Genomic DNA, 20,152 nt, shown 5'->3' with positions numbered 1-20,152 from the left:
GCTCGGCACACACCTCGTCCAAAGCCTCGGCGAAACGCGGGAACGACGCCGCAAGCGCAACGCCCATCCCCGCACGCTGAGCACCCTGACCCGTGAACAGGAACGCCGACTTACCACCGATCAGAGAACCCTGCGACACCCCAGCAGCCGGTCGGCCCTCGGCGAGCGCGTCCAGACCGGCCAGCAAGCCGTCACGATCCGACGCGACCACCGCGGCGCGCTGATCAAATTGAGCGCGCGTCGTGACCGCGGAGAAGCCGACGTCCACCACGTCGAAATCGGGGTGCGCCACCAGGTGATCCCGCAGCCGCGCTGCCTGTGCGCGCACCGCCGCGTCACCCTTGCCGGACACCAGCACCGGCACGGTGCGCGCGAGCCGAGCCGGCTCGGCGTCGGGCGTCACGGGGGCGGCGGTCAGCACGACGTGGCAGCACGTGCCGCCGATGCCGAGCGACGTCACCGCCGCGACGGGCCGGCCGTCCGACGGCCAAGGCTCGTTGTCGGTGACGACTCGCAGACCCAGTTCACCCAGGGGGATCCGGGGGTTCGGCCGCGAGAAGTTGAGGCTGGGCACGAGTTCGCGCCGGTCGATGCACAGCGCGGTCTTGATGAGGCCCGCGATGCCGGCGGCGCCTTCGAGGTGGCCGATGTTCGTCTTGACGGAGCCGACGACGAGCGGGCTGGTGCGGGAACGCCCGTAGGCCGCGCCCAGTGCCTCGGCCTCGATCGGGTCGCCGACCCGGGTGCCGGTCCCGTGGAGTTCGATGTACTGCACCGCTGCCGGGTCGACGCCGGCGTGGCCCAGGGCGTCGGTGATCGTGCGTGCCTGCGCGGTGGCGCTCGGCACGGTCAGCCCGCTGTCGTCGCTGCCGGTGCCGACGGCGCTGCCCTCGATGACCGCGTAAATGTGGTCACCGTCCTCGATCGCGCGGTCGAGCGGCTTGAGCACGACCACGCCGCCGCCCTCGCCGCGCACGTAGCCATCGGCCCGCTCGTCGAAGACGAAGCACTTGCCCGATGGCGAGAGCGCTCCCGCGGCCTCGGGCAAAGCGCTGCTGAGCGGTGAGATGTTGAGGTGGATTCCGCCTGCCAGCGCGATATCCGCCTCTCCGTTGCGGAGGCTTTCACACGCGAGGTGGACCGCGACGAGGGACGACGACTGTCCGGTGTCGACCGTCAGGCTGGGACCGTGCAGGCGCAGGGTGTGTGAGATGCGGTTGGCGATCATCGCCCGGTGGACGCCGGTCAGCGTGTGCCGCGTGACGCCGCGCGTTCCGCCGATCGCGACGAGGTCCGCGTAGTCGGCGGCCATGACGCCCAGGAAGACGCCGATCTTCGCCGGCAACGTCCCGGCGGCGACGATGCCCGCGTCCTCAAGCCCTTGCCACGCCAGTTCGAGCGCGAGTCGCTGCTGCGGGTCGGTTTCCGCTGCTTCCCGCGGTGACATGCGGAAGAAGCCGGCGTCGAACTCCTCGATGCCGTCGACGAAACCACCGCGGTCGGGCCCGAACGGCCGGTCGCGGTCCCGCGTCGCGTCGACGCCACCGCTCAGCACCTGCCAGAACTCCTCGGCGCCCGCTGCTCCGGGCGTCCGCGACGCGATGCCCACGATGGCAACCTGTAGGCGATCCGCGCCCGTCATGGCATCCCCCCGTTATCCCGCCGACAAAGCGATGTTCCGTACCGGTGTGATGGCAAAGAGACAGAGACCGGTCACTCCGTGTTTACATGGGTGCCACTGAATCCGGCGTGGCAGACAACCGCCGACAATGCGGGCGGCATGGTTTACCTACGCAATCACTGCGGACAAGGGAAACGTTACACCCCCAGCCACGGTGCTGGGTCGAATCTCGGACGCGGTCGGCACCGACCGAACTAATTATGAACCTGGCGGCCCTTCCGCTCACATCCCAGCTGTGCGCCGGGAGAATAACCCGGCAGCTGCGGCACTGCGCAAGACTCGTCTCCCACCGAGAGGCCGGAAAGGGCCGAACGGACGCATTCCCTACCCCGTCGGGACAGTTCCCTTAGGCCGAACGGTCACATTTGAGCCCGTTTCGGACGACGTTGACTTAAACGTACACCCACTTATACGTCACCGAAGTTGAACCGTCAAGTACCCATCAAAGCACCGGGGTTACCGGCCATTAACATGCACACCGCCCACCGGCCAGGTAAATCAGCGACGGATCAAATCCCGGAGCCGGGAGACGGGGCGTCGCCCGCCCTTCACGGCTGACCTCAGCCATCCTCGGACCAAGCCGCAGACGGTCGTCCGGGCGCTATTCGAGCAGGTCAGCGGGCTATCAGGCCCGGACGCGAGCCTTCGGCACCCCGGTCCGCCCCACCGTCGCGCCGCCCACCGCCACCGACCGCATACTAAGCGGACGCATACCCACGAATGACCGATTCGCGAAGTTGCCTGAAGAAACCAATGCACAGGCCGACCCATTTGGTTTTCCTATGGGTGCCCCATCGGGCAGTCTTCCCGGGCCACCGAAAAACATCGGTAACGAAAAGTTCACCCCGGCGCGTGGACGTGGCCTAGACCACAGTGCGGGATGTGTAACGAAACGGAAAAACGGTCCCGGCCGATACCGTAACTCGCCTGGAACCACGAACGCGAGCAGTTCTCACGTCGTCCGGCGGTCCGGCGACCCGACCGCAGGCCAATCCCCGAAATGTTGCGCACTTGACCTGGAGCGCGCTCCAGGAACTAGCGTCGCGCCGTCGACCAGGAGAACAGCCGGAGAACGGAGCACGACGTGCGGCTCGGTGTGCACATCACCAGGTTCAACCAGGGCGCGGCCCGACTCGGTCCCGATTTGGCCGCCGCCTGCGCCGCGGCCGAAGCGGCCGGGGTCGGCTGGCTCTCGGCCATGGACCACTACTTCCAGATGGAGCACAACGGCGGCCCTGAAGACGCGATGCTGGAGTGCTACACGACTCTCGGCTTCCTCGCCGCCAACACCTCGACGGTCCGGCTGGGAGCGCTCGTCACGGGTGTCACCTACCGCCACCCCGGTCTGCTGGCGAAGATCGTGACGACGCTGGACGTGCTGTCGGGTGGCCGGGCGACCCTGGGCATCGGCGCGGCCTGGTACGAACGCGAGCACACGGGCCTGGGCGTGCCGTTCCCGCCGCGGTCGGAACGCTTCGAACGCCTGGAAGAGACGCTCCGGATCTGCCACCAGATGTGGGACGCGGACGACAACGGCCCGTTCGAGGGCAAGCACTACCGCCTGGCCGAGACCATGTGCTCACCGGCGCCGGTGAGCGCGCCGCGCCCGGAGATCATGATCGGTGGCAACGGCGAGCGCAAGACGCTCCGGCTGGTCGCGCGGTACGCCGACGCCTGCAACTTGCTCGTGCCGACCCCCGCGGAGGTCTCGCACAAGCTCGACGTGCTGCGCCGCCACTGCGACGACGTGGGCCGTGACTACGCCGAGATCCGCAAGACCATGGTGTACCTCGGGGACACGCCGAAGGTGGGCGACGCCGACGCGTTCGCCGAGGAGCTGGCCGGGTACGCGGGGCTGGGCATCGACACCATCGTGGTGATGGCGCCGGACGGCGACTTGGCCGAGTGGATCGAAGGCGTCATCGCCCCGACCACCCGGCGAATGGCCGACGTCGACTGAGGGACCGCGCCTCGACAGGGGCACGAGCGGCGCCGCCCGGCGTCCGGCGGTGAGGTCGGCGGTGCCGATCGCGGACTTGGAGATGCGCGCGGACGTGCTGACCGGTGGACTGGTCGGGCTCCCGGTGACGTGGTGACCCCGATGAGGAGGACAGCGGTGGTGGACGAGCGCATCCGCGCCAAGTGGGACGAGTTCGCGCCGAAGTACGACCGGTCCATCGGTCTGTTCGAACGGCTCCAGTTCGGCGGCGGGCGGGAGTGGGTCTGCTCGCAGGCCGCTGGTGACGTGCTGGAAGTCGCCGTCGGCACCGGTCTCAACCTGCCGCACTACCCGCCCGGTGTCCGGCTGACCGCCCTGGACTTCAGCCCCGCCATGCTCGACCAGGCCCGCGCCCGCGCCGCCGACCTCGGCCTCGACGTCACCTGGCGGGAGGGCGACGCCCAAGCCCTCCCGTTCGGCGACGCGACGTTCGACGCGGTCGTGTGCACCCTCGGGCTGTGCGGTGTCCCCGACGAACGGGTCGCGCTGGCCGAGATGCACCGGGTGCTGCGCCCGGGAGGCTCGCTCCTGCTCCTGGACCACGTCGGCAGCCACCACCGGCCGATCAACCTCGGCCAGCGACTCCTGGACCGGATCACCGTGCCGATGATCGGCGATCACCAGACCCGCCGGCCCCTGCCGCTGGTCGAGGAAGCGGGTTTCACCGTCGTGCGCAGCGAACGGCTGAAGCTCGGCACGGTCGAACGCGTCGCCGCCGTCAAACCGTCCGGCTGAGGGCCGTCACGCCGCATCCGCGAGGTGGCGTCGGAACCACCTGACCAGGCCGGCGTCCACCTCACGGGCGTGCGGCAGCTGCGGTGCGGGCTCGATGCCCGGCTCCTCGGCGAGCGGGTGCGCCAAGCCGGGGATCGACAGCAGTTCGGCCCGCTCGCCGACGGCGTCGACCAGACGGGCCGCGTCGACCCGCAGCGCCGGGTGGTCCAGCTCGCCGCTCACGACCAGCAGCGGCGCGCGACCGGCGATGAGGTCCGCCTTGGCGAGGAAGTCGAGGCTGTCGACGGCTTCCCCGGACTCGGCGTCGTACGGGTAGTCGCCCGGGAACAGGTCCACGACGGAGCGCATCCTGATGGCGGCGTTGACGACGGCGCCGGCGAAGACCGGGACCTCGCTCTCGGCGAGGACGCGCAGCGCGACGGCACCGCCCAGCGATCCGCCGAGCACGCCGATCGGGCCGTCACCGATCGGCAGTTGGGCGCGGATCGACTCCAGGGCGGCCGGGAACTCCTCGTAGGCCTGTCGCACGAACGGGTACAAGTAGGACATCAAGGGGTCCTTGCGGACCAGCGCCATGCCGGCGTCCATGCTGCCGTCGACCATGCGCGCACCGCACATCGGCATGCCCAGGTGCACGCGCCACGCGGGCAGGCCGTTCAGCGGCAGTGCGGCGGCGAACGCGGCGTCGGACCTCGGCGCGTCCAACATGTGCCAGGTGACGATGACCGGCGCGCGGCCGTCGACGGCGGGCGATGACGAGGTGGGTGGCAGCGCGGTGGGTGGCAGCGCGGTGAACGGCACGCCGGCGGCCGTGCCCGTGATCGGTGACTCCATGCGGCCACGGTAGGTCGACCGCCGCGTGCCCGGAATCGGTTACGCCACCGGCGGAATCGACACGGCCGACAGCACGCCGTCGCTCCGGCGCCGACCTGTCACGCCGCCTGTCACGCCGCCTGTCAGGATTCCTTCAAGCGCACGTAATAGCCCTGGTGCGTGAACAACGCCGCGAACTGCGGGTTGTCGGAATACCCGCTGCTGCAACACGCGTAGTGGACCTGCGTGTGCCCGTCGGCCGCGGCCTTTTCGACCAGCACCCGCAGCGGGGTCGGTGTCTCGACGGTGATCGGTGAGCCCTGGATCGCCAGGCCGTCCGGCGGCCGGACGGTGTAGTCGACCACTTCCTGCCCCTGGGTGAAGCTCCACGGGTACCCGGCGGGCATGGGCTTGACCACCGCGGAGTCCGTCTGCTTCAACTCCAACTCGTCCGCCCGCGGGATGCTCCCGGTTTCGATCCGGTTCGCCACGGCGTTGTCGAGGTACGCCCCGTTCGGCGCGTACATCCGCACCGTCATGTTGGCCGGCACCGTGAACGTCCCGAACTTCTTGCGCCGCTGGGTGGCCAGGTGCGACTCGCTGAACCGGCCGTGCCCGCTGATCACGGCGCCGTACTCGTCCAGCTGCTGCTCGGGCGTGTCCAGGTCCATCCCCTCGGGTGGCTCCGACAGCGAGGACATCGAACTCTCCCGGCTCGCGCGCTGCACCGGCGTGAGCATGTCCGCCACCGCCCGGTTGCCGATCTGCCGTTGCAGGTCGAGCACTTCCTGGTGCGGGTGCGCGTGCGGCGCGGGGGTGTCGTGCCGGACGGCCTCGTCCTCCGCCTTGTTCCGGTGGCGTGTGGACTTGTGCACAACCGTTCCCCTTCCTCCTGGCGACACCGTCCATCGTGGTCGGCGTGACCGGGCTTGGGAGGGGCCGTGAGGGCAACACGGCGGCAGCGTTCCTGCCCCAACGATCAGAGTCGGTCGAGGGGGATGCGTGCGCGTGCGTCGGGAAGTCCGGCGAGGGGCCACGTGACGAGCAGGTCCAGCACGTCGTCCGGGGGACGTTCGACGATGAAGTCCTGGGTGCCGGAGACGATCCCGTCGCCGCCCGAGAACGAACCGGACTGCGCTCGGAGCCAGTGCGCCCGGCCGTCCCGGACCACCGCGAGGGAGCCGCCCGGACCGTCCGCGCGGATGCGGGCCGCTTCACCGGGTGCCCGCGACGAACGACCGGTCGGCCCGAACGCACTGGCCGCGATCGTCCGCGCCACGTCGCCCTCGGCGACGCTCGACAGGCCGCCGGCGAGCAGGTCCGGGCCGACGGCGACCAGCCGCGTGAGGACGACGGCCGCGCGACCTCCCCGGTGCAGGACGCGCGGGACCGCCGCGGTGGTGCCGGTCTCGATGGCCGCACCGCGCGGCCAGGAGGCCACCTGGTGTTCGAACGTCTCGTCGGTCGGCACGGCGGCGACCGGGGCGTCCCAGATCGACGTGGTCGCCCGCTCGACGGCGGCGCGGTCCGGCAGCGGCACGGTGACCACCGACTCGGGGAAGCCGATCTCGGGCCAGGCGAGGACCAACGTGACCTCGTCGAACGCCGGCGGCAGCTGGAAGACCGAGCGGTGGGTCGGCCCGGACTCGCCCCCGGCGTGCTCACCGCTGTTGGTCGCCAGGGAATCCGGGTAGCGCCAGTGCGCCCGCCCCGCCTGGTCCAGCAGACCGAGTCGGAGGTCGATGCCCTCGTCCACGGCGGGCAGTAGCGTGCGCGGCGCGATCGCACCGGCCTTGCGGGTGGCCCGCCGCCGCTCGGTGGCGTTGCGCCGGTCGAGCGGACGGCGGGCGAGCAGCTCGATCTCCAGCCCGGACACCCGGGACACCGCCCTGACCACGCCGACCGACAACTCCGGCCGGCGCACCAGGAACCCACCCGGGTGCGCCACGGCACCCAGAACCTGCTCGATGTCCCCCGTCATCAACCCAGCATGCCCTCGACCCCACCACCGGGCAACGGTCAGCCCGGCCGCGAGGACCCGCCCGGCAGCCCTTGCAGACCGAGCAGGAGGTCGCGGACGTCGGTCGCGGCGATCCGACCCGCGCGTTCGACGGCGTCCGGCACGTGCGGGTCGGAGCACAGCAGCACCGGGCCGTCCTCGGCGCGGTCGGGCAGCCTGCCGTGCGTGCCGAGGACGCAGGTCGGGTCGAGCGGCACCACGTTCATCGCGTACCGGAGGCCGAGCTTCTTGCGGGCCAGGTTCAGCCCCGCCTTGGCCTTGGCGAACGGGTCGGCGGGGTCGAAGAACAGCTCGGCCGGGTCGTAGCCCGGTTTGCGGTGGATCTCCACGCCGCGGGCGAAGTCGGGGGCGCGGTCGTCGTCGGTCCAGTAGTAGTAGGTGAACCACGCGTCCGGTTCGGCCACGGCGATCAGCTCGCCGGAGCGCTCGTGGTCGAGCCCGACGCCCGCCTGCGCCTCCCGGTCGAGCACCACGTCCACGCCGGGTAGTTCCGCCAGCACTGCCCTGGTGCGCGGGAGGTCGGCGGGGTCGGCGACGTAGACGTGGGCGATCTGGTGGTCGGCCACCGCGAACGCGCGGGAGGTCCACGGGTCCAGCAGCTCCATCCCTGCCTGCGTGTAGACCTCCAGCAGCCCGGCGCGGCGCAGCGCCCGGTTGACGTCGACCGGGCGGCGGGCGTCCGTGATCCCGTACTCCGACAGGGCCACGACGGTCGCGCCGGCGGCCTCCGCGTCGGCGAGCAGCGGGGCAAGGGCGGCGTCCACCTCGGTCGCCGCCTTGATCGCCTGCGGCGCGGACGGGCCGAAGCGCTGGAGGTCGTAGTCCAGGTGCGGGACGTAGACGAGCAGCAGGTCAGGCCGTTGTGCCGCGAGCACGCGGCGGGCCGCGCCGACGATCCACTCGCTCGACTTCAGCGCCGCCGTCGGCCCCCAGTACTGGAACAGCGGGAACGCGCCCAGTTCGGCCACCAGCTCGTCGTGCAGCGCGGGCGGGCGGACGTAGGCGTCGGGCGACTTGCGGCCGTCGGCGTGGTAGATCGGCCGCGGTGTCACCGTGATGTCGGTCGACGCGCCCATCGCGTACCACCAGCAGACGTTCGCGGCGGTGTAGCCGGGGTGGGCGCGGCGCGCGGTCTCCCACAGCTTCTCGCCGCCGACCAGCTTGTTGTGCTGGCGCCACAGGTGGACCTCGCCGAGGTCGCGGAAGTACCAGCCGTTGCCGACGATGCCGTGCCCGGCCGGGGTGAGCCCGGTGAGCAGGGTGGACTGCACGCTGCACGTCACGGCGGGCAGCACCGTGCCCAGCTCGGCCCGCCAGCCCCGTTCACCCAGCGCGCGCAGGTTCGGCATGTGCGGCAACAGCGCCGGCGTCAGGCCGACGACGTCGATGACCACGAGCGGGTTCATGGTGTGCCTCCGATGTGGTCCATCGCCCAGCGCAGCTCGGCGGCGATGCCGGCCGCCAGGTCCGTGCTCGGGCCGGGCAGGACGGTCCACGTGTAGGTCTCGACCTCGACGTGGGGCATGGTCTCGGCGGTGGTCCGGACCGCTTCGGCCGCGGCCAGCAGCACGTCGGTCGTGGACGTGAGCGGTGCGGCCGGTCGTGCGTGCAGCGGCACGTGGAAGTGCACCCGCCACGGGCCGTCGGCGGGCAGGTCCGCCAGTGCTCCGGGCAGGTCGTCGGCCGCGAGCACGCCGGTGGGCGTGTTCTCCCTGACCTGGTGCAGGTACCGCGGCTCCGCGAACGCCGAGATGGCGCGCCGGCCGTCCTCCGTGCCGGGCTCGGCGACCTCGAGCGCCGCGGACGCCTGCACCTTGACCACCGACAGCCCCGACGCGTAGATCGACTTCACCGCCGCGACGGGGTCGGCGAACGACACGGCCAGGTGGCAGGTGTCCAGGCAGAGCCCGACGTGGTCGTGGTCGACGCGGTCGGCCAGCCAGCCCACCGCGTCGGCGACGGTGTCGAGCACGCAGCCCGGCTCGGGCTCGACGGCCAGCTTGACCGGCCTGCCGTTCCGCCCCGCCTCGGCGCGCAGGTAGCGCGCCAACACGTCGAACGCGCCCTGGGCTCGCACGTCGTCGGCGTTGGTCCACGGCTCGCGCCAGGCCAGCGGCAACGTCGAGATGCTGCCGTAGGACGCCGAGTCGGGGAGCAGGTCGGCCAGCACCGTCGCGCACGCCATCGTGTACGACAGGCGGCGCGGGTCGGTCCACGTCGGCAGGTACACGGCGTGCTTCACCACGTCCTGGTGGAACCCGCCGTAAGGGAACGCGTTGAGCGTGCTCACCGTGAGGTCCCTGGCCCGCAGCTCCGCCGCCAGGCCGCGCCGGGCCGACTCGTCCTCGGCGAGGCCGCGCGCGACCGGTTCGGCCAGCCAGAGGCCGAGGGCGAGCGTGTCGACGCCCAGCTTCTCCCGCACCGGAACGGCGTAGCGGTCGAGCTGGGCGACGATGCCGGGCAGGTCTTCGGCGGGGTGGACGTTCGTGCAGTAGGCGATGGACGTCACGGGCGTTCGCCCCGCAGCACGGAGTTGCCCGCGAACGTGTCCCCCGCCGGGGTGTCGTCCAGCATCAGCCGACCGCTCTGGCCGTAGAACTCCACGGGGTTGTCCCACAGCACCCTGTCCACATCGGACTGGTCGAAGCCGGCCGCGAGCATGGCCAGGCCGGTCTTGTGCGTCTTGAGCGGGTCGGACCGGCCCCAGTCAGCGGCGGAGTTCACCAGGACGCGTTCGGTGCCGTACTCGCGCAGGATCGCCACCATCCGGTCCTCGTCCATCTTCGTGCCGGGGTAGATGGAGAAGCCCATCCAGCAGCCGGAGTCGGCCACGGCGCGCACGGTCGTCTCGTTCAGGTGATCCACGGCCACCCGTTCGGGGGCCAGGCCGGATTCACGGACCAGGTCGAGCGTCCGGGCCGTCCCCGCAGCCTTGTCCCGGTGCGGTGTGTGCACCAGAGCCGGCAACCCGTGCCGCACGGCGAGCTCCAACTGTCGGGCGAACGCGTCGTCCTCCTCCGGCGTCATCGAGTCGTAGCCGATCTCGCCGACCGCGACCACGCCGTCCTTGGCGAGGTAGCGCGGCAGCACGTCCAGCACGTCGGTGCAGCGCGGGTCGTTGGCCTCCTTGGGGTTGAGCGCGATGGTGCAGTGGTGCCGGATGCCGAACTGCGCCGCGCGGAACCTCTCCCAGCCGATCAGGGCGTCGAAGTAGTCGGTGAACGACCCGACGTTCGTGCGCGGCTGCCCCAGCCAGAACGCGGGCTCGACGAGCGCCCGCACACCGGCGGAGTACATCGCCTCGTAGTCGTCCGTCGTCCGGGAGGTCATGTGGATGTGCGGGTCGAAGATGCGCATCAGGTTCCGCTCCTCAGCAGGTCGAGCGCGTCAGCGGGCACGGCGCGTCCCGCGGCGCGGCGTTCGTCGGCGAACGCGCCGACCATCCGCCGCAGCTCCGCGTCCGCGCGCCGGTCGAGCCGGGCCACAGCGGCCAGTGGGATGCCCAGGAACAGGCACTTCAGCACGCCGTGCCGCCACGTGTGCACGTCGAGGTGGTCGGCCGCGAACGGACCGAGCGCCGCCGCGACGAGCCGGGTGTCGTTGCTGCGCAACGCGTCCTGCACCAGCTCGACGGCGGCCGTCGGCGCCTTGTCCCCCACGGCGGCGAGCGCGCGCAGGACACCGCGTCGTTCGGCGTCGTCGCCGTGGCGGTAGAGCGAGGTCAGCTCGGTGGCCAGCTCCTCTGGTCCGACCGCTGACGCGAGGGCGGTGAGCAGCTTGGCGCGGGCCACGTCGTCCACGGTCCCGTGGACCACCCCGAGCGGGTCGGACTCGCCTTGGACCGGCGTTCGGCCCACCTCCCTGCCGACGGCGGGGAAGAGGGCGCCGATCGACGCGGGATCGGCCAGCACGCTGCTTTCCGCTTCCGCGAGCCACGACCCAGGCGTCGCCGCACCCGATTCGGACGACACCGCGCCCAACTCCTCCGACCCAAGCGGCACCGCGCCCGAAGCCTCCGACCCAAGCGACACGACGTCCGACCCCGGCAACGCTGCACCCGACGCGTGCGACACCCCGCCGAGCGCCTCCGAGCCAAGCGACACCGCACCCGGCGTGGGCAACGCCGCGCGCAGCGCGCTCATGGCCCTGCGCGCCACATCGGGCGCGGCGTGGCTGTGTCGGGGCAGTTCGACCCCGGCAAGACCGGTGTAGCCGATCTCGGCCAGTGCGGCGAGCGTGCCGGGCAGGTCCAGGTCGCCGTCACCGAACTCCAAGTGCTCGTGCACTCCAGGCAGCATGTCGTCCAGCTGCACGTTGAGCAACAGGTCCCCCGCCCGACGGATGCAGGCCGCCGCGTCCTCCGGTTCCACCGCGACGCAGTGCCCCACGTCCAGCGTGATCCCGAGCAGGTCGGGCGACCCCAGCTCTTCCCTGAGCCGAAGCGCCTGGTCCAAGCGTTCCACGAGCATGCCCGGTTCCGGTTCCAGCGCGAGCGGCACGCCGTGCCGGACCGCGCCGTCCAGGGCCGCCGTGACACCGGACCTCATCCGCTGCCACGCCTCGTCGTGGTCCACGCCGGCGGGCACGATCCCGGACCAGAACGACACGCAGTCGGCGCCGAGGTCGGCCGCGATCCGCAGCGCCCGGACCAGGAAGTCCACCCGGACCTCCTGCGCGTCGCTGACCAGCGTCGGGTGGTGCTTGCGGTGCGGGTCGAGCAGGAACCGCGCCCCGGTCTCCACCACTACCCCCAGGCCGAGGCCGTCGAGCCTGGCCGCGACCTGGTCGACCCGTTTCGGCAGGTCGGGGCCGAACGGGTCGAGGTGGACGTGGTCGAGGGTGAGCGCCACCCCGGTGTAGCCGAGGTCGGCGATCACCGCGAGCGCGTCGTCCAGCCGGTGGTTGGCGAATCCGTTCGTGCCGTACCCGAGGTGGAACGTCATGTCGGCCCTACCTTCCGGCTCAACGCACGGGCGAGGGGCAGCACGAGCGCGAGCCCCGCGGCGACGGCCGGTGACCCGCTTCGCGCCACCAGCGCACTTTGCAGCGGCACCATGCCGTGGATACCGGCTTTCGTCGCCGATCGGACGGCGACAGCGCCGGGATCGCGCACGGCGGCCAGTTGGGCACGCCCGACCGTGGCCGCGTAGCCGGCCGCACCCGCGAGCACACCCAGCCGATTCCGCCAGGTCCGGACCGGGCGGGCGATCGTGGTCAACGTCGTGACGGCCGTGCCGCCCAGCACCGCCTTCACCGCGGTGGCCGACGTGCCGTGCACCTCGCCGCGGGACAACGCCGTCACGCCCAGGGTGTGCCCGGCCATCACCACCGCGGCAGGCAGCGCGGTACCGGCCCCTGACCGCCCCGCGCCCAGCAGGACGTCGAGCGCTCGGCACGCCGCCATCGCCAGCGGACCGGCTTTGGTGTCCTTGAGCACCGTGTCGTAGGACCACACCGCCACGGCGAGCGGCGCGGCGACGGCCAGCGAGTCACGGCCACCGGCCAACGCGGCCAGCCCCAACCCGGTCGCGCTGAGCGCCACGGCAGTGGTCAGCGCGGCGCGAGGGCTGATCCGGCCGGACGGGATCGGGCGCTCCGGGCGCTCGACGGCGTCCAGCTCGCGGTCGGCCCAGTCGTTGAGCGCCATGCCCGACCAGTACAGCGCGACCGACGACAGCGGCAGCAGCAAGCGCCGGCCGCGCAACGCCGTGCCCGCCGCCGCCGCACCGACGAGCGTGTCGCCGAGCACGGTCAGCGCGGCCGGTGCCCGGACGAGTTCCGCGTACGCCCTCACCCCAGCTCACCCGCCCACCGGTACAGCTCACGCGTCTGCTCGGCAAACCGGTGCTCGTCACTGCCGAGCGGGTCCTTGAAGAAGAACGCCAGTGCCCCCAGCGCACCCACCTGGCCCGTTGCGTGCGCCGCGGCGACCAACCGGGTCAGGTCCAGCACCAACGGCGCGGCCAGCGACGAGTCCAGCCCCGTCCACGTCAGCTGGAGCGACATGCGTGCGCCGAGGAACCCCTCGAACGACACGTGGTCCCATGCCGTCTTCTGCTCGCCCAGGTCAGGGACGTTGTCGATGTGCAACGGCGCGGTGACGTCGTCGCCCAGCAACGCCGCGAGCCCCCGCGCCTTCGACACGATCTTGCTGTCCGCGTGCGCCGGGTCCTCCAGGGTCGCGCCGTCACCGCCGCCGAGCAGGTTCGTCCCAGCCCAGGACCGCACCCGCAACGCCCGAGCGGTGAACATCGGCGCGAGCACCGTCCGCAGCAGCGTCTCCCCCGTCTTGCCGTCCCGCCCCGCGTACGGCAGCCGCTCGCGCCGGGCGAGTTCGTCCAGCGCGGGCAACGCCACACCCGTCGACGGCGTGAAGTCCACGAACGGGCAACCCGCCCGCAGCGCCGCATAGGCCGCCACCGAACTGGGCGGCAGCACCGACCGCGCCGGGTCGGCCAGCGCTTCCTCCAACAGCGCCAGGTCGGCGTGCTCGGGCGCGGCCGGTACCGGCGGTTCGGTCGAGGACACGTTCACCACCACGACCCGCGCCAGACCGTTCCGCTCGCGGAAGTCGGCGATGTCCGCGCCGAGCCGCCGGGCGGCCTCGGCCTGGCTGCCCCGGTGCGTGACCGGGTGGTAGCCCTCGCGGATCTCGTCGTCGGCCGACCGCAACCCGGCCTCGATCGGGCCGAGCAGCCGGTGCGGCAGCACGCCGCTGTCGGCCAGTTGCTCCGCCCGCTTGACCAAGGCCGTGTCCACCACGTCGTGCCCGCCGACGACCAGGTCGTCCCAGCCGGGCAGCGGCGCCCCGGCCAGCTCCGGTCGTTCGGTCACGCACCCGGTCGGCGCCGCCAGGCCCGCCCGCATCGCCAGCAGCCCGCTGATCGCCGTGGTCGCTACCGACCCCCGTGCGCCGATCAACCACAGCCCGGTGGGTTCTTCCGCCATTGGCCACCCTCCTTCGCCTGCTCCACTCGAAGTCCGTCCAGTCACCGGGTCCGGTCGCCACCGAACCGGCGCCGGGACGCGGAAACGTCCCGACGCCGGTCGGGTGGACGCGGACCGGCACCCGCGCCCACGCATGGTGGGTGGTAGCCGCCGTCGTCGGCAGTGACCGACGACGACGGCTACCACGGTCGACCCGGTCCGATCAGCCCGCCTGCGCCCTCAGCGCGGCGATCACCACCTCCGCGTCGGCCACGAGCAGCTCGCGCACGCCCTGGTCGGTCACCTTGCGGGCGACCGCGTCGCGGAAGCCCTCCAGCTTCTTTACCGCCTCGGCCTGCTTGCCGTCGAACAGCAGCCTTCGGGCGTCGTCCAGGTCGCGGTCCAGCCCTCGCGCGACGGACGACGTGATGCGCCGTTCCGCCGAGAACCGGTCGACCAGGGCCTGGAGGTCGGGCAGGGAGGTGGTGACGCTGAACGACACGACCACGTCCCGCTTGTTGCCCGCCTTGTCGGTCGCGGTCAGCGCCAGGGTGTGCGCGCCGAGCGCGAGCGTGTGCATGGCGATGCTCGTGCCGGACGTCACCGGAGCGCCGTCGAGCGCGGCGGTGACCGTGCCGACGCCGGACGCGGCGTCCTCGCCCTGCCAGGAGACCACCTTGTCCTCGGAGTGGCCGTAGCTCACGCCGTCGTACAGGCCGGTGAGCTTCACCGTCGGCGCGGTCGCGTCGACCTTGACCGGGACCGAGCCGGGTTCGGACTCGTTGCCCCGGACGTCGGTCGCCCGGTACTGCACCGCGTGCACGCCGTCACCGGTCACCGGGAACGGCGCCGTGTAGGGCTTCCAGTCGCCGCCGTCGATCCGGTACTCGGTGCTCGCCACGCCGGAGCCGGCGTCCACCGCGTTGATCGCGACGGTCGGCGTCGTGGTCCACCAGCCGTCCGTTCCGTCGGGCTCGACCGGGTCCACGGTGGCCGAGACCTCGGGTGCGACGTCGTCCACGGACACCCGGAACCAGTCGAAGTCGACCGTCACCGGGCCCCTCGTCTGCGACGGGCCGATCGCCATCAGGCCGACCTTGGCGTTCGGCACGTCGTTCGTCACCGGCGCGCCCATCGACGTCCACGTGGTGCCGCCGTCGCTGATCTCGCCGCTGTAGGTGTTGCCCACCTTCTTCAGCCGCAGGTGCCACCACCCGCTCTCCGGCGTGCCGATGGTGATGCCCCGGTTGCCGCCGTCGCCGAACGAGCCGTTGTTCTCGGACACCAGCTCCGCGCCCAGCGACACGGCCTGACCCGGCGCGTTGCGCGCGACGACGTCGAACTTCACGTAGTCGTCGTCGTTGGCGTACACCATGAAGCCGGCGAGCTGCCACTGCTCGACCACCGGCGCGGCCATCCTCGTCTCCAGCGTCCAGTCGCCCTCGGGGGCGTTCTGGAGGACGAAGTTGCGCGGGTCGTCGTTGTTGCCGCCGTTGATGTCGCCGGGCAGGGTGTCGATGCTCAGCACACCGTCACCCATCCGCATCGACGGCAGGTCCGGCCGCACGACGGCGTTCCAGCGGCACCCGTCGAGCCGGTCGCCGTCGAACTCGTCGCTCGGCGCGACGGCCGGGTCCGGCGTGTCGCACGTGATGGGCGGCATCGGGGGATCACGCACGAGCACCGGCGTGGACACCTTCTTGGTCCGCCCGGCCGCGTCGGTGACCGTCACGGACGCGTAGTACGTGCCGTCCACGGCGTAGGTGTGCTCCACCGTGGCACCCGACCCCGACGTGCCGTCACCGAGGTCCCACGCGTAGGTGAACGGCGCGTCGTTCTCCGCGTCGGTCGCCGTCGCGGTGAGCTTGGTGGTGAACGGCGCGGTGCCGGTGGCCGGGTCCGCCGTGACGACCACGTGCGGCGCGGCGTTGACGGACACGCCCTTGCCGATGAACGTGAACGAGTCGAGCGTGAACTGGTTGGCCGGGCCGCGGAACACCGCGACCAGCTTCATCGTGCCGCCGGGGTTCGTGACCGCCACGTCGGGCGCGGTCGCGTACCGGTCGATGCCGCCGGTGGCCGGGACCGCGATGGTCGCGACCAGGTCACCGGTCGGTGAGTCCTTGCGCAACTCGATCGACCCGCCCGCGGACGTGGACGCCACCCGTGCGGTGACGCGGTCGATCTGGTGCAGGTTCACCGGGTCGAAGGCGATCCAGTCGCCGTCACCGATGTCGCCGACCCGCTTGCCCGATTCGGCGGCGGGGTCGTTGCCGACCAGGACGCCCGAGGACTCCTGGTGGAACTCGGCCTGCTTGTGCTTGGGCTGGATCACCGCGAGGTCGCGGCCGACCAGCGGCGGCAGGTCACCGGAACCGCCGTCGGTGTAGGACGCGTCGACGGAGTAGAAGATGTCCGCGTCGGCGTGGCCCTCGTCCACCAGCGTGGCGAACTCGCCCTCGCACGCGTTGATCTGGTCGATCGGGTGCGCGTGCGCCTCGTGGCCGAGGGCGGGCTGCAGGACCGCCTTGGCGCAGTCCGGTTGGCCGTCCTCCGGGTCGGTGATGTCGAGGTCGAACGCGACCTTGTCGCCGAAGTCGAAGAACCCGCCGTCGACCGGGGACGTCATGGTCACCGACGGCGCGGTGTTGCCGACCGTCACCTGGACGTTGGTCACACCGCTCTTGCCCGACGCGTCGGTCACGGTCAGCTGCGCGTTGTAGACGCCGTTGGCGTCGTAGGTGTGGGTCGGCTCGGCCTCGGTGGACGTGCCGCCGTCGCCGAACGTCCACGCGTAGGTCAGCGCGGCGCCTTCGGGATCCTCCGACCCCGTGCCGGAGAACGTGACCGGCAGCGGCGCCTGGCCCGAGGACGGCGTCGCCGTCGCCTTCGCGGTCGGCCGTCGGTTGCCCTGCGTGTAGTCGATCCGGTAGACGCCGGAGTCCGGGTTGTCGCGGCCGTAGCCGCCGCCCCACTCCACCACGTACATCGCGCCGTCCGGACCGAACTTCATGTCCATGGGCGCGAGCGGCGCGGCGCTCTTGAACCACTCGTTGATCTTGAGCAGGCCGCCCTGGTCGTCCTGCGAGAACGTCCAGAACTTGTTGCGCGTCCAGTCGTAGTAGAACGGCTTCCCGTCGTAGTACTGCGGGAACTTGACGTCCGACACCAGGTTCGGGTCGAACTCGTAGCGCGGCCCGGCCATCGGGGCCTCGCCGCCGGTGCCCATCTCGGGGAACTCGTCGCCCTCGGCGCCGTTGCCGTACCAGACCTGGGCGGCCTTGGCGGCGGGCAACGTGGTCAGGCCGGTGTTGTTCGGCGAGTCGTTCACCGGGTTGCCGCAGTCGAACTTCGCCTTGGACGTGTTCGTCGCGAAGTCGAAGTCGTTGAACGGCGTGTTGTTGCCGACGCAGTACGGCCAGCCGTAGTTGCCGGGCTCCTCGATCACGTTCCACTCGACCAGCCCCCCGGGGCCGCGCGACGGGTTGTCCCCGCCCGCGTCCGGGCCGTAGTCGGCCATGTAGAGCGTGCCGTCGGAGGCGACGTTGAAGCGGAACGGGTTGCGGAAGCCCATGGCGTAGATCTCGGGCCTGGTCTTCTCCGTCCCCGGCGCGAACATGTTGCCCGCCGGGACGGTGTAGGTGCCGTCCGCCTCGGGGTGGACGCGCAGGATCTTGCCCCGCAGGTCGTTCGTGTTCGCCGAGGTCTTCTGCGCGTCGAACAGGTCGCGGCCGGGTCGCTCGTCCACCGGGGCGTACCCGCTGGACTGGAACGGGTTGGTGTCGTCGCCGACGCCGATGTAGAGGTTGCCGTTCGGCCCGAACTCCAGGTACCCGCCGGTGTGGCCGGGCTCCTCGCGGCGCGACGCGGGGATCTCCAGCAGGACCTTCTCGCTGTCCGGTCGGATCACGTTGCCCGTGGCGGTGAACCGCGAGACCCGGTTGATCTCGGCGAGGCCTGGCGGCGAGTAGTACACGTACAAGTGGTTGCTGGTGGCGAAGTCCGGTGCCAGGGCCAGCGACACAAGGCCGTCCTCGCCGCCGCTGTAGACGGGCAGGGACAGCGCGGTGGAGGTGGCGCCCGTGGCCGGGTCGTGGACGCGGATCTCGCCCAGCAGCTCGGTGTAGAACACCCGGCCGTCCGGTGCGACGTCCAGCGTCGTCGGCGCGTGGGTGCCGTCGTCCAGCGTCACCTTCTCGAAGCTGGCGTCGACCGTGGCGCCGCAGTCCGAGGACACGACACCGGCGGCGGTGCGGATGCCGCCCAGGACGTGCGCGACGAAGTTCGGCTCGGTGTAGTCGGCGGCGTTGTGGCCCATGCCGGTCGCCCAGACCCGGCCGCCTTCGGCGTCACGGCACCACGTGATCGGGTGGTCGTGGCCCATGGCCTCGGAGCCCGGGTCGTAGGTCTTCTCGTCGACCTCGACCAGCGGGTGCACCTTGCCGCGCATGCTGGGCTTGAAGTTGTACCACTCCTCGGCCTTCTGCCAGCGGTCCGGCAGGTGCTTGGTCGACTCGTGCACCTCGTCCACCTGGTAGGAGGTGGCGGTGAGGCCGTTGGCGGAGTGCGCGGTCATGTGCGCGCCGCCGTTGACGAAGTCGTCCCACCACGGGAACGACGACTCGATGTTCATGTCCGTCGCGTTGTGGACGGCGACGATGCCGCCGCCGTCGTTGACGAACTTCTTCACGGCGGCGCGCTGGGCGTCGGTGTCCCAGACCATGCCGCCGTTCTGGAGCATGATGACGACGTCGAAACCGGCCAGGTTCTCGTCGGTGAACTGGGCGGAGTCCTCGCTGTGCACGACCTCGAAGTGGTTGTCCGCGGCGAGCTTCTCGACCATCGCCACACCGGCGGGGATCGAGTCGTGCCGGTAGGCGCCGGCGGCGGTCTTGGTGAACAGCAGGGCGCGGAATTCGGCCGGCGCGTCGTGGCCCGGGTGGGCCGCGGCGGTCGCCGGGATGAGACCGACCACGACGAACAGGGCCAGCACGAGGGTCAGAACGGTGCGCAAGCGGACTACAGGGGTTCTCACGATCCTCCACACACTTTCGGTTCCGCCCGGCGTGCCGGCGCCGGTGAGTCGGGGGGACACGCTGGTTCAGGCGGGGCCTACCACCCCCTTCAGGAACTTGAGGCCGTCGACGGCGAGCGCGTCCTGCGTCGGCGCCAGCGGGCGCCAGATGGACGCGGCGGTCGCGATGGACGCGTTCTCACCGGTGAACGACTCGATGCACAGCGGCCCGGTGTAGTCCGCCTCGGCCAGCGCGGCGACGATGTCGGCCCAGTCGAGGTTGTCGTCGCCCGGTGTGCCGCGGTCGTTGGCGCACACCTGGACGTGCGCGATCCGGCCTCGGGCCGACCGGATCGCGTCGCCGACGTGCTTCTCCTCGATGTTCTGGTGGTACACGTCGACCGCGACGCCGCAGCCGTCGACGGGCAGGCCGTCCAGGGCCGCAAGGGTCTGCCCGATGGTGTTGAGGAGGCTGGTCTCGTAGCGGTTGAGGGGTTCCACCGCGACCCGGACGCCGGACGCCCGCGCGTGCTCGACGACGGGTGCGAGGTTGTCGCGCAGTTCGGCGTACGCGTCGGACCGCTCGCGGTCCGACATGCGCCACGTGCGGCCGACCGAGGCGTAGGCGGGGCCGCCGATGACCGGCGAGCCCACCTCCGCCGCGATGTCCACGACCTGCCGCAGGTAGTCCTGGGTGGCGGCGACCGTCGCCGCGTCGGCCGCGACGAGCTCGCGGCCGGGTGGCATCACCAGGCAGACGGTCGCGGCGAGACCGTGGTCGGCGAGCACCCGTGCCGCCAGCGCGGGGTCCCAGTCGCCGACCTGCTCCACCGGGAGTTCGAGCACGTCGAACCCCCACCCGGCGGTCCGCGTGGCCAGCTCGGCCAGCGTCGCGTCGCGCAGCGGTGACGTCCAGACCCACGTGCTCACACCGATGGCGTGCACGGGTGCCTCCGTTCCGGC

At 71.6% G+C, this 20,152-nt stretch carries 14 protein-coding genes; 2 read left to right on the top strand and 12 right to left on the bottom strand.

The annotated features are described in order from the left end of the window. Positions 1-1,609, bottom strand: a 1,609-nt coding sequence (locus OQ02_RS15000; protein ID WP_269321616.1) for a beta-ketoacyl synthase N-terminal-like domain-containing protein, incomplete at its 3' end; no start/stop codon positions are given. 1,156 nt (positions 1,610-2,765) lie between these two features. On the opposite strand from OQ02_RS15000, the gene OQ02_RS14995 reads away from it, so the two are divergent. Both OQ02_RS14995 and OQ02_RS14990 read left to right on the top strand, forming a co-directional pair. Beyond that, on the top strand, positions 2,766-3,641 hold the full coding sequence (locus tag OQ02_RS14995; RefSeq protein ID WP_033438974.1) for an LLM class F420-dependent oxidoreductase: 876 nt from the start codon (positions 2,766-2,768) through the stop codon (positions 3,639-3,641). Between the two features lie 141 nt (positions 3,642-3,782). Then, positions 3,783-4,415: a class I SAM-dependent methyltransferase gene (locus OQ02_RS14990; RefSeq protein WP_033439054.1), complete on the top strand. Its 633-nt coding sequence runs from the start codon at positions 3,783-3,785 to the stop codon at positions 4,413-4,415. 6 nt (positions 4,416-4,421) lie between these two features. Here OQ02_RS14990 and OQ02_RS14985 read toward each other — a convergent pair whose 3' ends face one another. The 11 genes from OQ02_RS14985 to OQ02_RS14935 all read right to left on the bottom strand — a co-directional run bounded on the left by OQ02_RS14985 (position 4,422) and on the right by OQ02_RS14935 (position 20,134). Continuing rightward, positions 4,422-5,249 carry an alpha/beta hydrolase family protein gene (locus tag OQ02_RS14985; protein WP_033438973.1) on the bottom strand — a complete coding sequence of 276 codons (828 nt, stop codon included), beginning with the start codon at positions 5,247-5,249 and terminating at the stop codon, positions 4,422-4,424. A 122-nt stretch (positions 5,250-5,371) separates the two neighbouring features. Then, positions 5,372-6,103 (bottom strand): putative adhesin, encoded by a 732-nt coding sequence (locus tag OQ02_RS14980; protein ID WP_033438972.1) that lies wholly within the window; start codon positions 6,101-6,103, stop codon positions 5,372-5,374. 104 nt (positions 6,104-6,207) lie between these two features. Beyond that, entirely contained in the window at positions 6,208-7,209 is a 1,002-nt protein-coding gene (locus OQ02_RS14975; RefSeq protein ID WP_033438971.1) for a hypothetical protein, read from the bottom strand. 38 nt (positions 7,210-7,247) lie between these two features. Next, a complete protein-coding gene (locus OQ02_RS14970; RefSeq protein ID WP_033438970.1) occupies positions 7,248-8,654 on the bottom strand; it encodes an alkaline phosphatase family protein in 1,407 nt (468 codons plus the stop codon). Beyond that, the gene (eboE, locus tag OQ02_RS14965; protein WP_231500037.1) at positions 8,651-9,757 is read right to left on the bottom strand and encodes a metabolite traffic protein EboE; all 1,107 of its coding nucleotides are present in this window, start codon (positions 9,755-9,757) and stop codon (positions 8,651-8,653) included. The genes OQ02_RS14970 and eboE overlap by 4 nt, the downstream gene beginning before the upstream one ends. After that, on the bottom strand, positions 9,754-10,605 hold the full coding sequence (locus tag OQ02_RS14960) for a TatD family hydrolase (RefSeq protein ID WP_033438969.1): 852 nt from the start codon (positions 10,603-10,605) through the stop codon (positions 9,754-9,756). Before OQ02_RS14960 ends, eboE begins: the two co-directional genes overlap by 4 nt. Continuing rightward, the gene (locus OQ02_RS42400; protein WP_033438968.1) at positions 10,605-12,191 is read right to left on the bottom strand and encodes an EboA domain-containing protein; all 1,587 of its coding nucleotides are present in this window, start codon (positions 12,189-12,191) and stop codon (positions 10,605-10,607) included. The genes OQ02_RS14960 and OQ02_RS42400 overlap by 1 nt, the downstream gene beginning before the upstream one ends. Next, positions 12,188-13,042: an SCO3242 family prenyltransferase gene (locus OQ02_RS14950; RefSeq protein ID WP_033438967.1), complete on the bottom strand. Its 855-nt coding sequence runs from the start codon at positions 13,040-13,042 to the stop codon at positions 12,188-12,190. Before OQ02_RS14950 ends, OQ02_RS42400 begins: the two co-directional genes overlap by 4 nt. Further along, positions 13,039-14,196 carry an inositol-3-phosphate synthase gene (locus OQ02_RS14945; protein WP_033438966.1) on the bottom strand — a complete coding sequence of 386 codons (1,158 nt, stop codon included), beginning with the start codon at positions 14,194-14,196 and terminating at the stop codon, positions 13,039-13,041. Before OQ02_RS14945 ends, OQ02_RS14950 begins: the two co-directional genes overlap by 4 nt. A 202-nt stretch (positions 14,197-14,398) precedes the next feature. After that, positions 14,399-19,210 carry a ThuA domain-containing protein gene (locus OQ02_RS14940; protein WP_081915634.1) on the bottom strand — a complete coding sequence of 1,604 codons (4,812 nt, stop codon included), beginning with the start codon at positions 19,208-19,210 and terminating at the stop codon, positions 14,399-14,401. 66 nt (positions 19,211-19,276) lie between these two features. Then, complete coding sequence (locus OQ02_RS14935) at positions 19,277-20,134, bottom strand: sugar phosphate isomerase/epimerase family protein (RefSeq protein ID WP_033438965.1); 858 nt, start codon at positions 20,132-20,134, stop codon at positions 19,277-19,279. Positions 20,135-20,152 lie beyond the last annotated feature (18 nt).

Source organism: Saccharothrix sp. NRRL B-16314 (assembly GCF_000716595.1).
Taxonomy (GTDB): Bacteria; Actinomycetota; Actinomycetes; order Mycobacteriales; family Pseudonocardiaceae; genus Actinosynnema.
Note: the sequence above shows the minus strand (reverse complement) of the source record. Positions and strands in the feature narration are given on the sequence as shown.

What these genes read in the sequence shown, in the direction of transcription:
- OQ02_RS14990 (WP_033439054.1), top strand. Translation starts at nt 3,783, where the DNA reads ATGAGGAGGACAGCGGTGGTGGACGAGCGCATCCGCGCCAAGTGGGAC.
- OQ02_RS14985 (WP_033438973.1), bottom strand. Translation starts at nt 5,249, where the DNA reads ATGGAGTCACCGATCACGGGCACGGCCGCCGGCGTGCCGTTCACCGCG.
- OQ02_RS14975 (WP_033438971.1), bottom strand. Translation starts at nt 7,209, where the DNA reads ATGACGGGGGACATCGAGCAGGTTCTGGGTGCCGTGGCGCACCCGGGT.
- OQ02_RS14970 (WP_033438970.1), bottom strand. Translation starts at nt 8,654, where the DNA reads ATGAACCCGCTCGTGGTCATCGACGTCGTCGGCCTGACGCCGGCGCTG.
- OQ02_RS14960 (WP_033438969.1), bottom strand. Translation starts at nt 10,605, where the DNA reads ATGCGCATCTTCGACCCGCACATCCACATGACCTCCCGGACGACGGAC.
- OQ02_RS42400 (WP_033438968.1), bottom strand. Translation starts at nt 12,191, where the DNA reads ATGACGTTCCACCTCGGGTACGGCACGAACGGATTCGCCAACCACCGG.
- OQ02_RS14945 (WP_033438966.1), bottom strand. Translation starts at nt 14,196, where the DNA reads ATGGCGGAAGAACCCACCGGGCTGTGGTTGATCGGCGCACGGGGGTCG.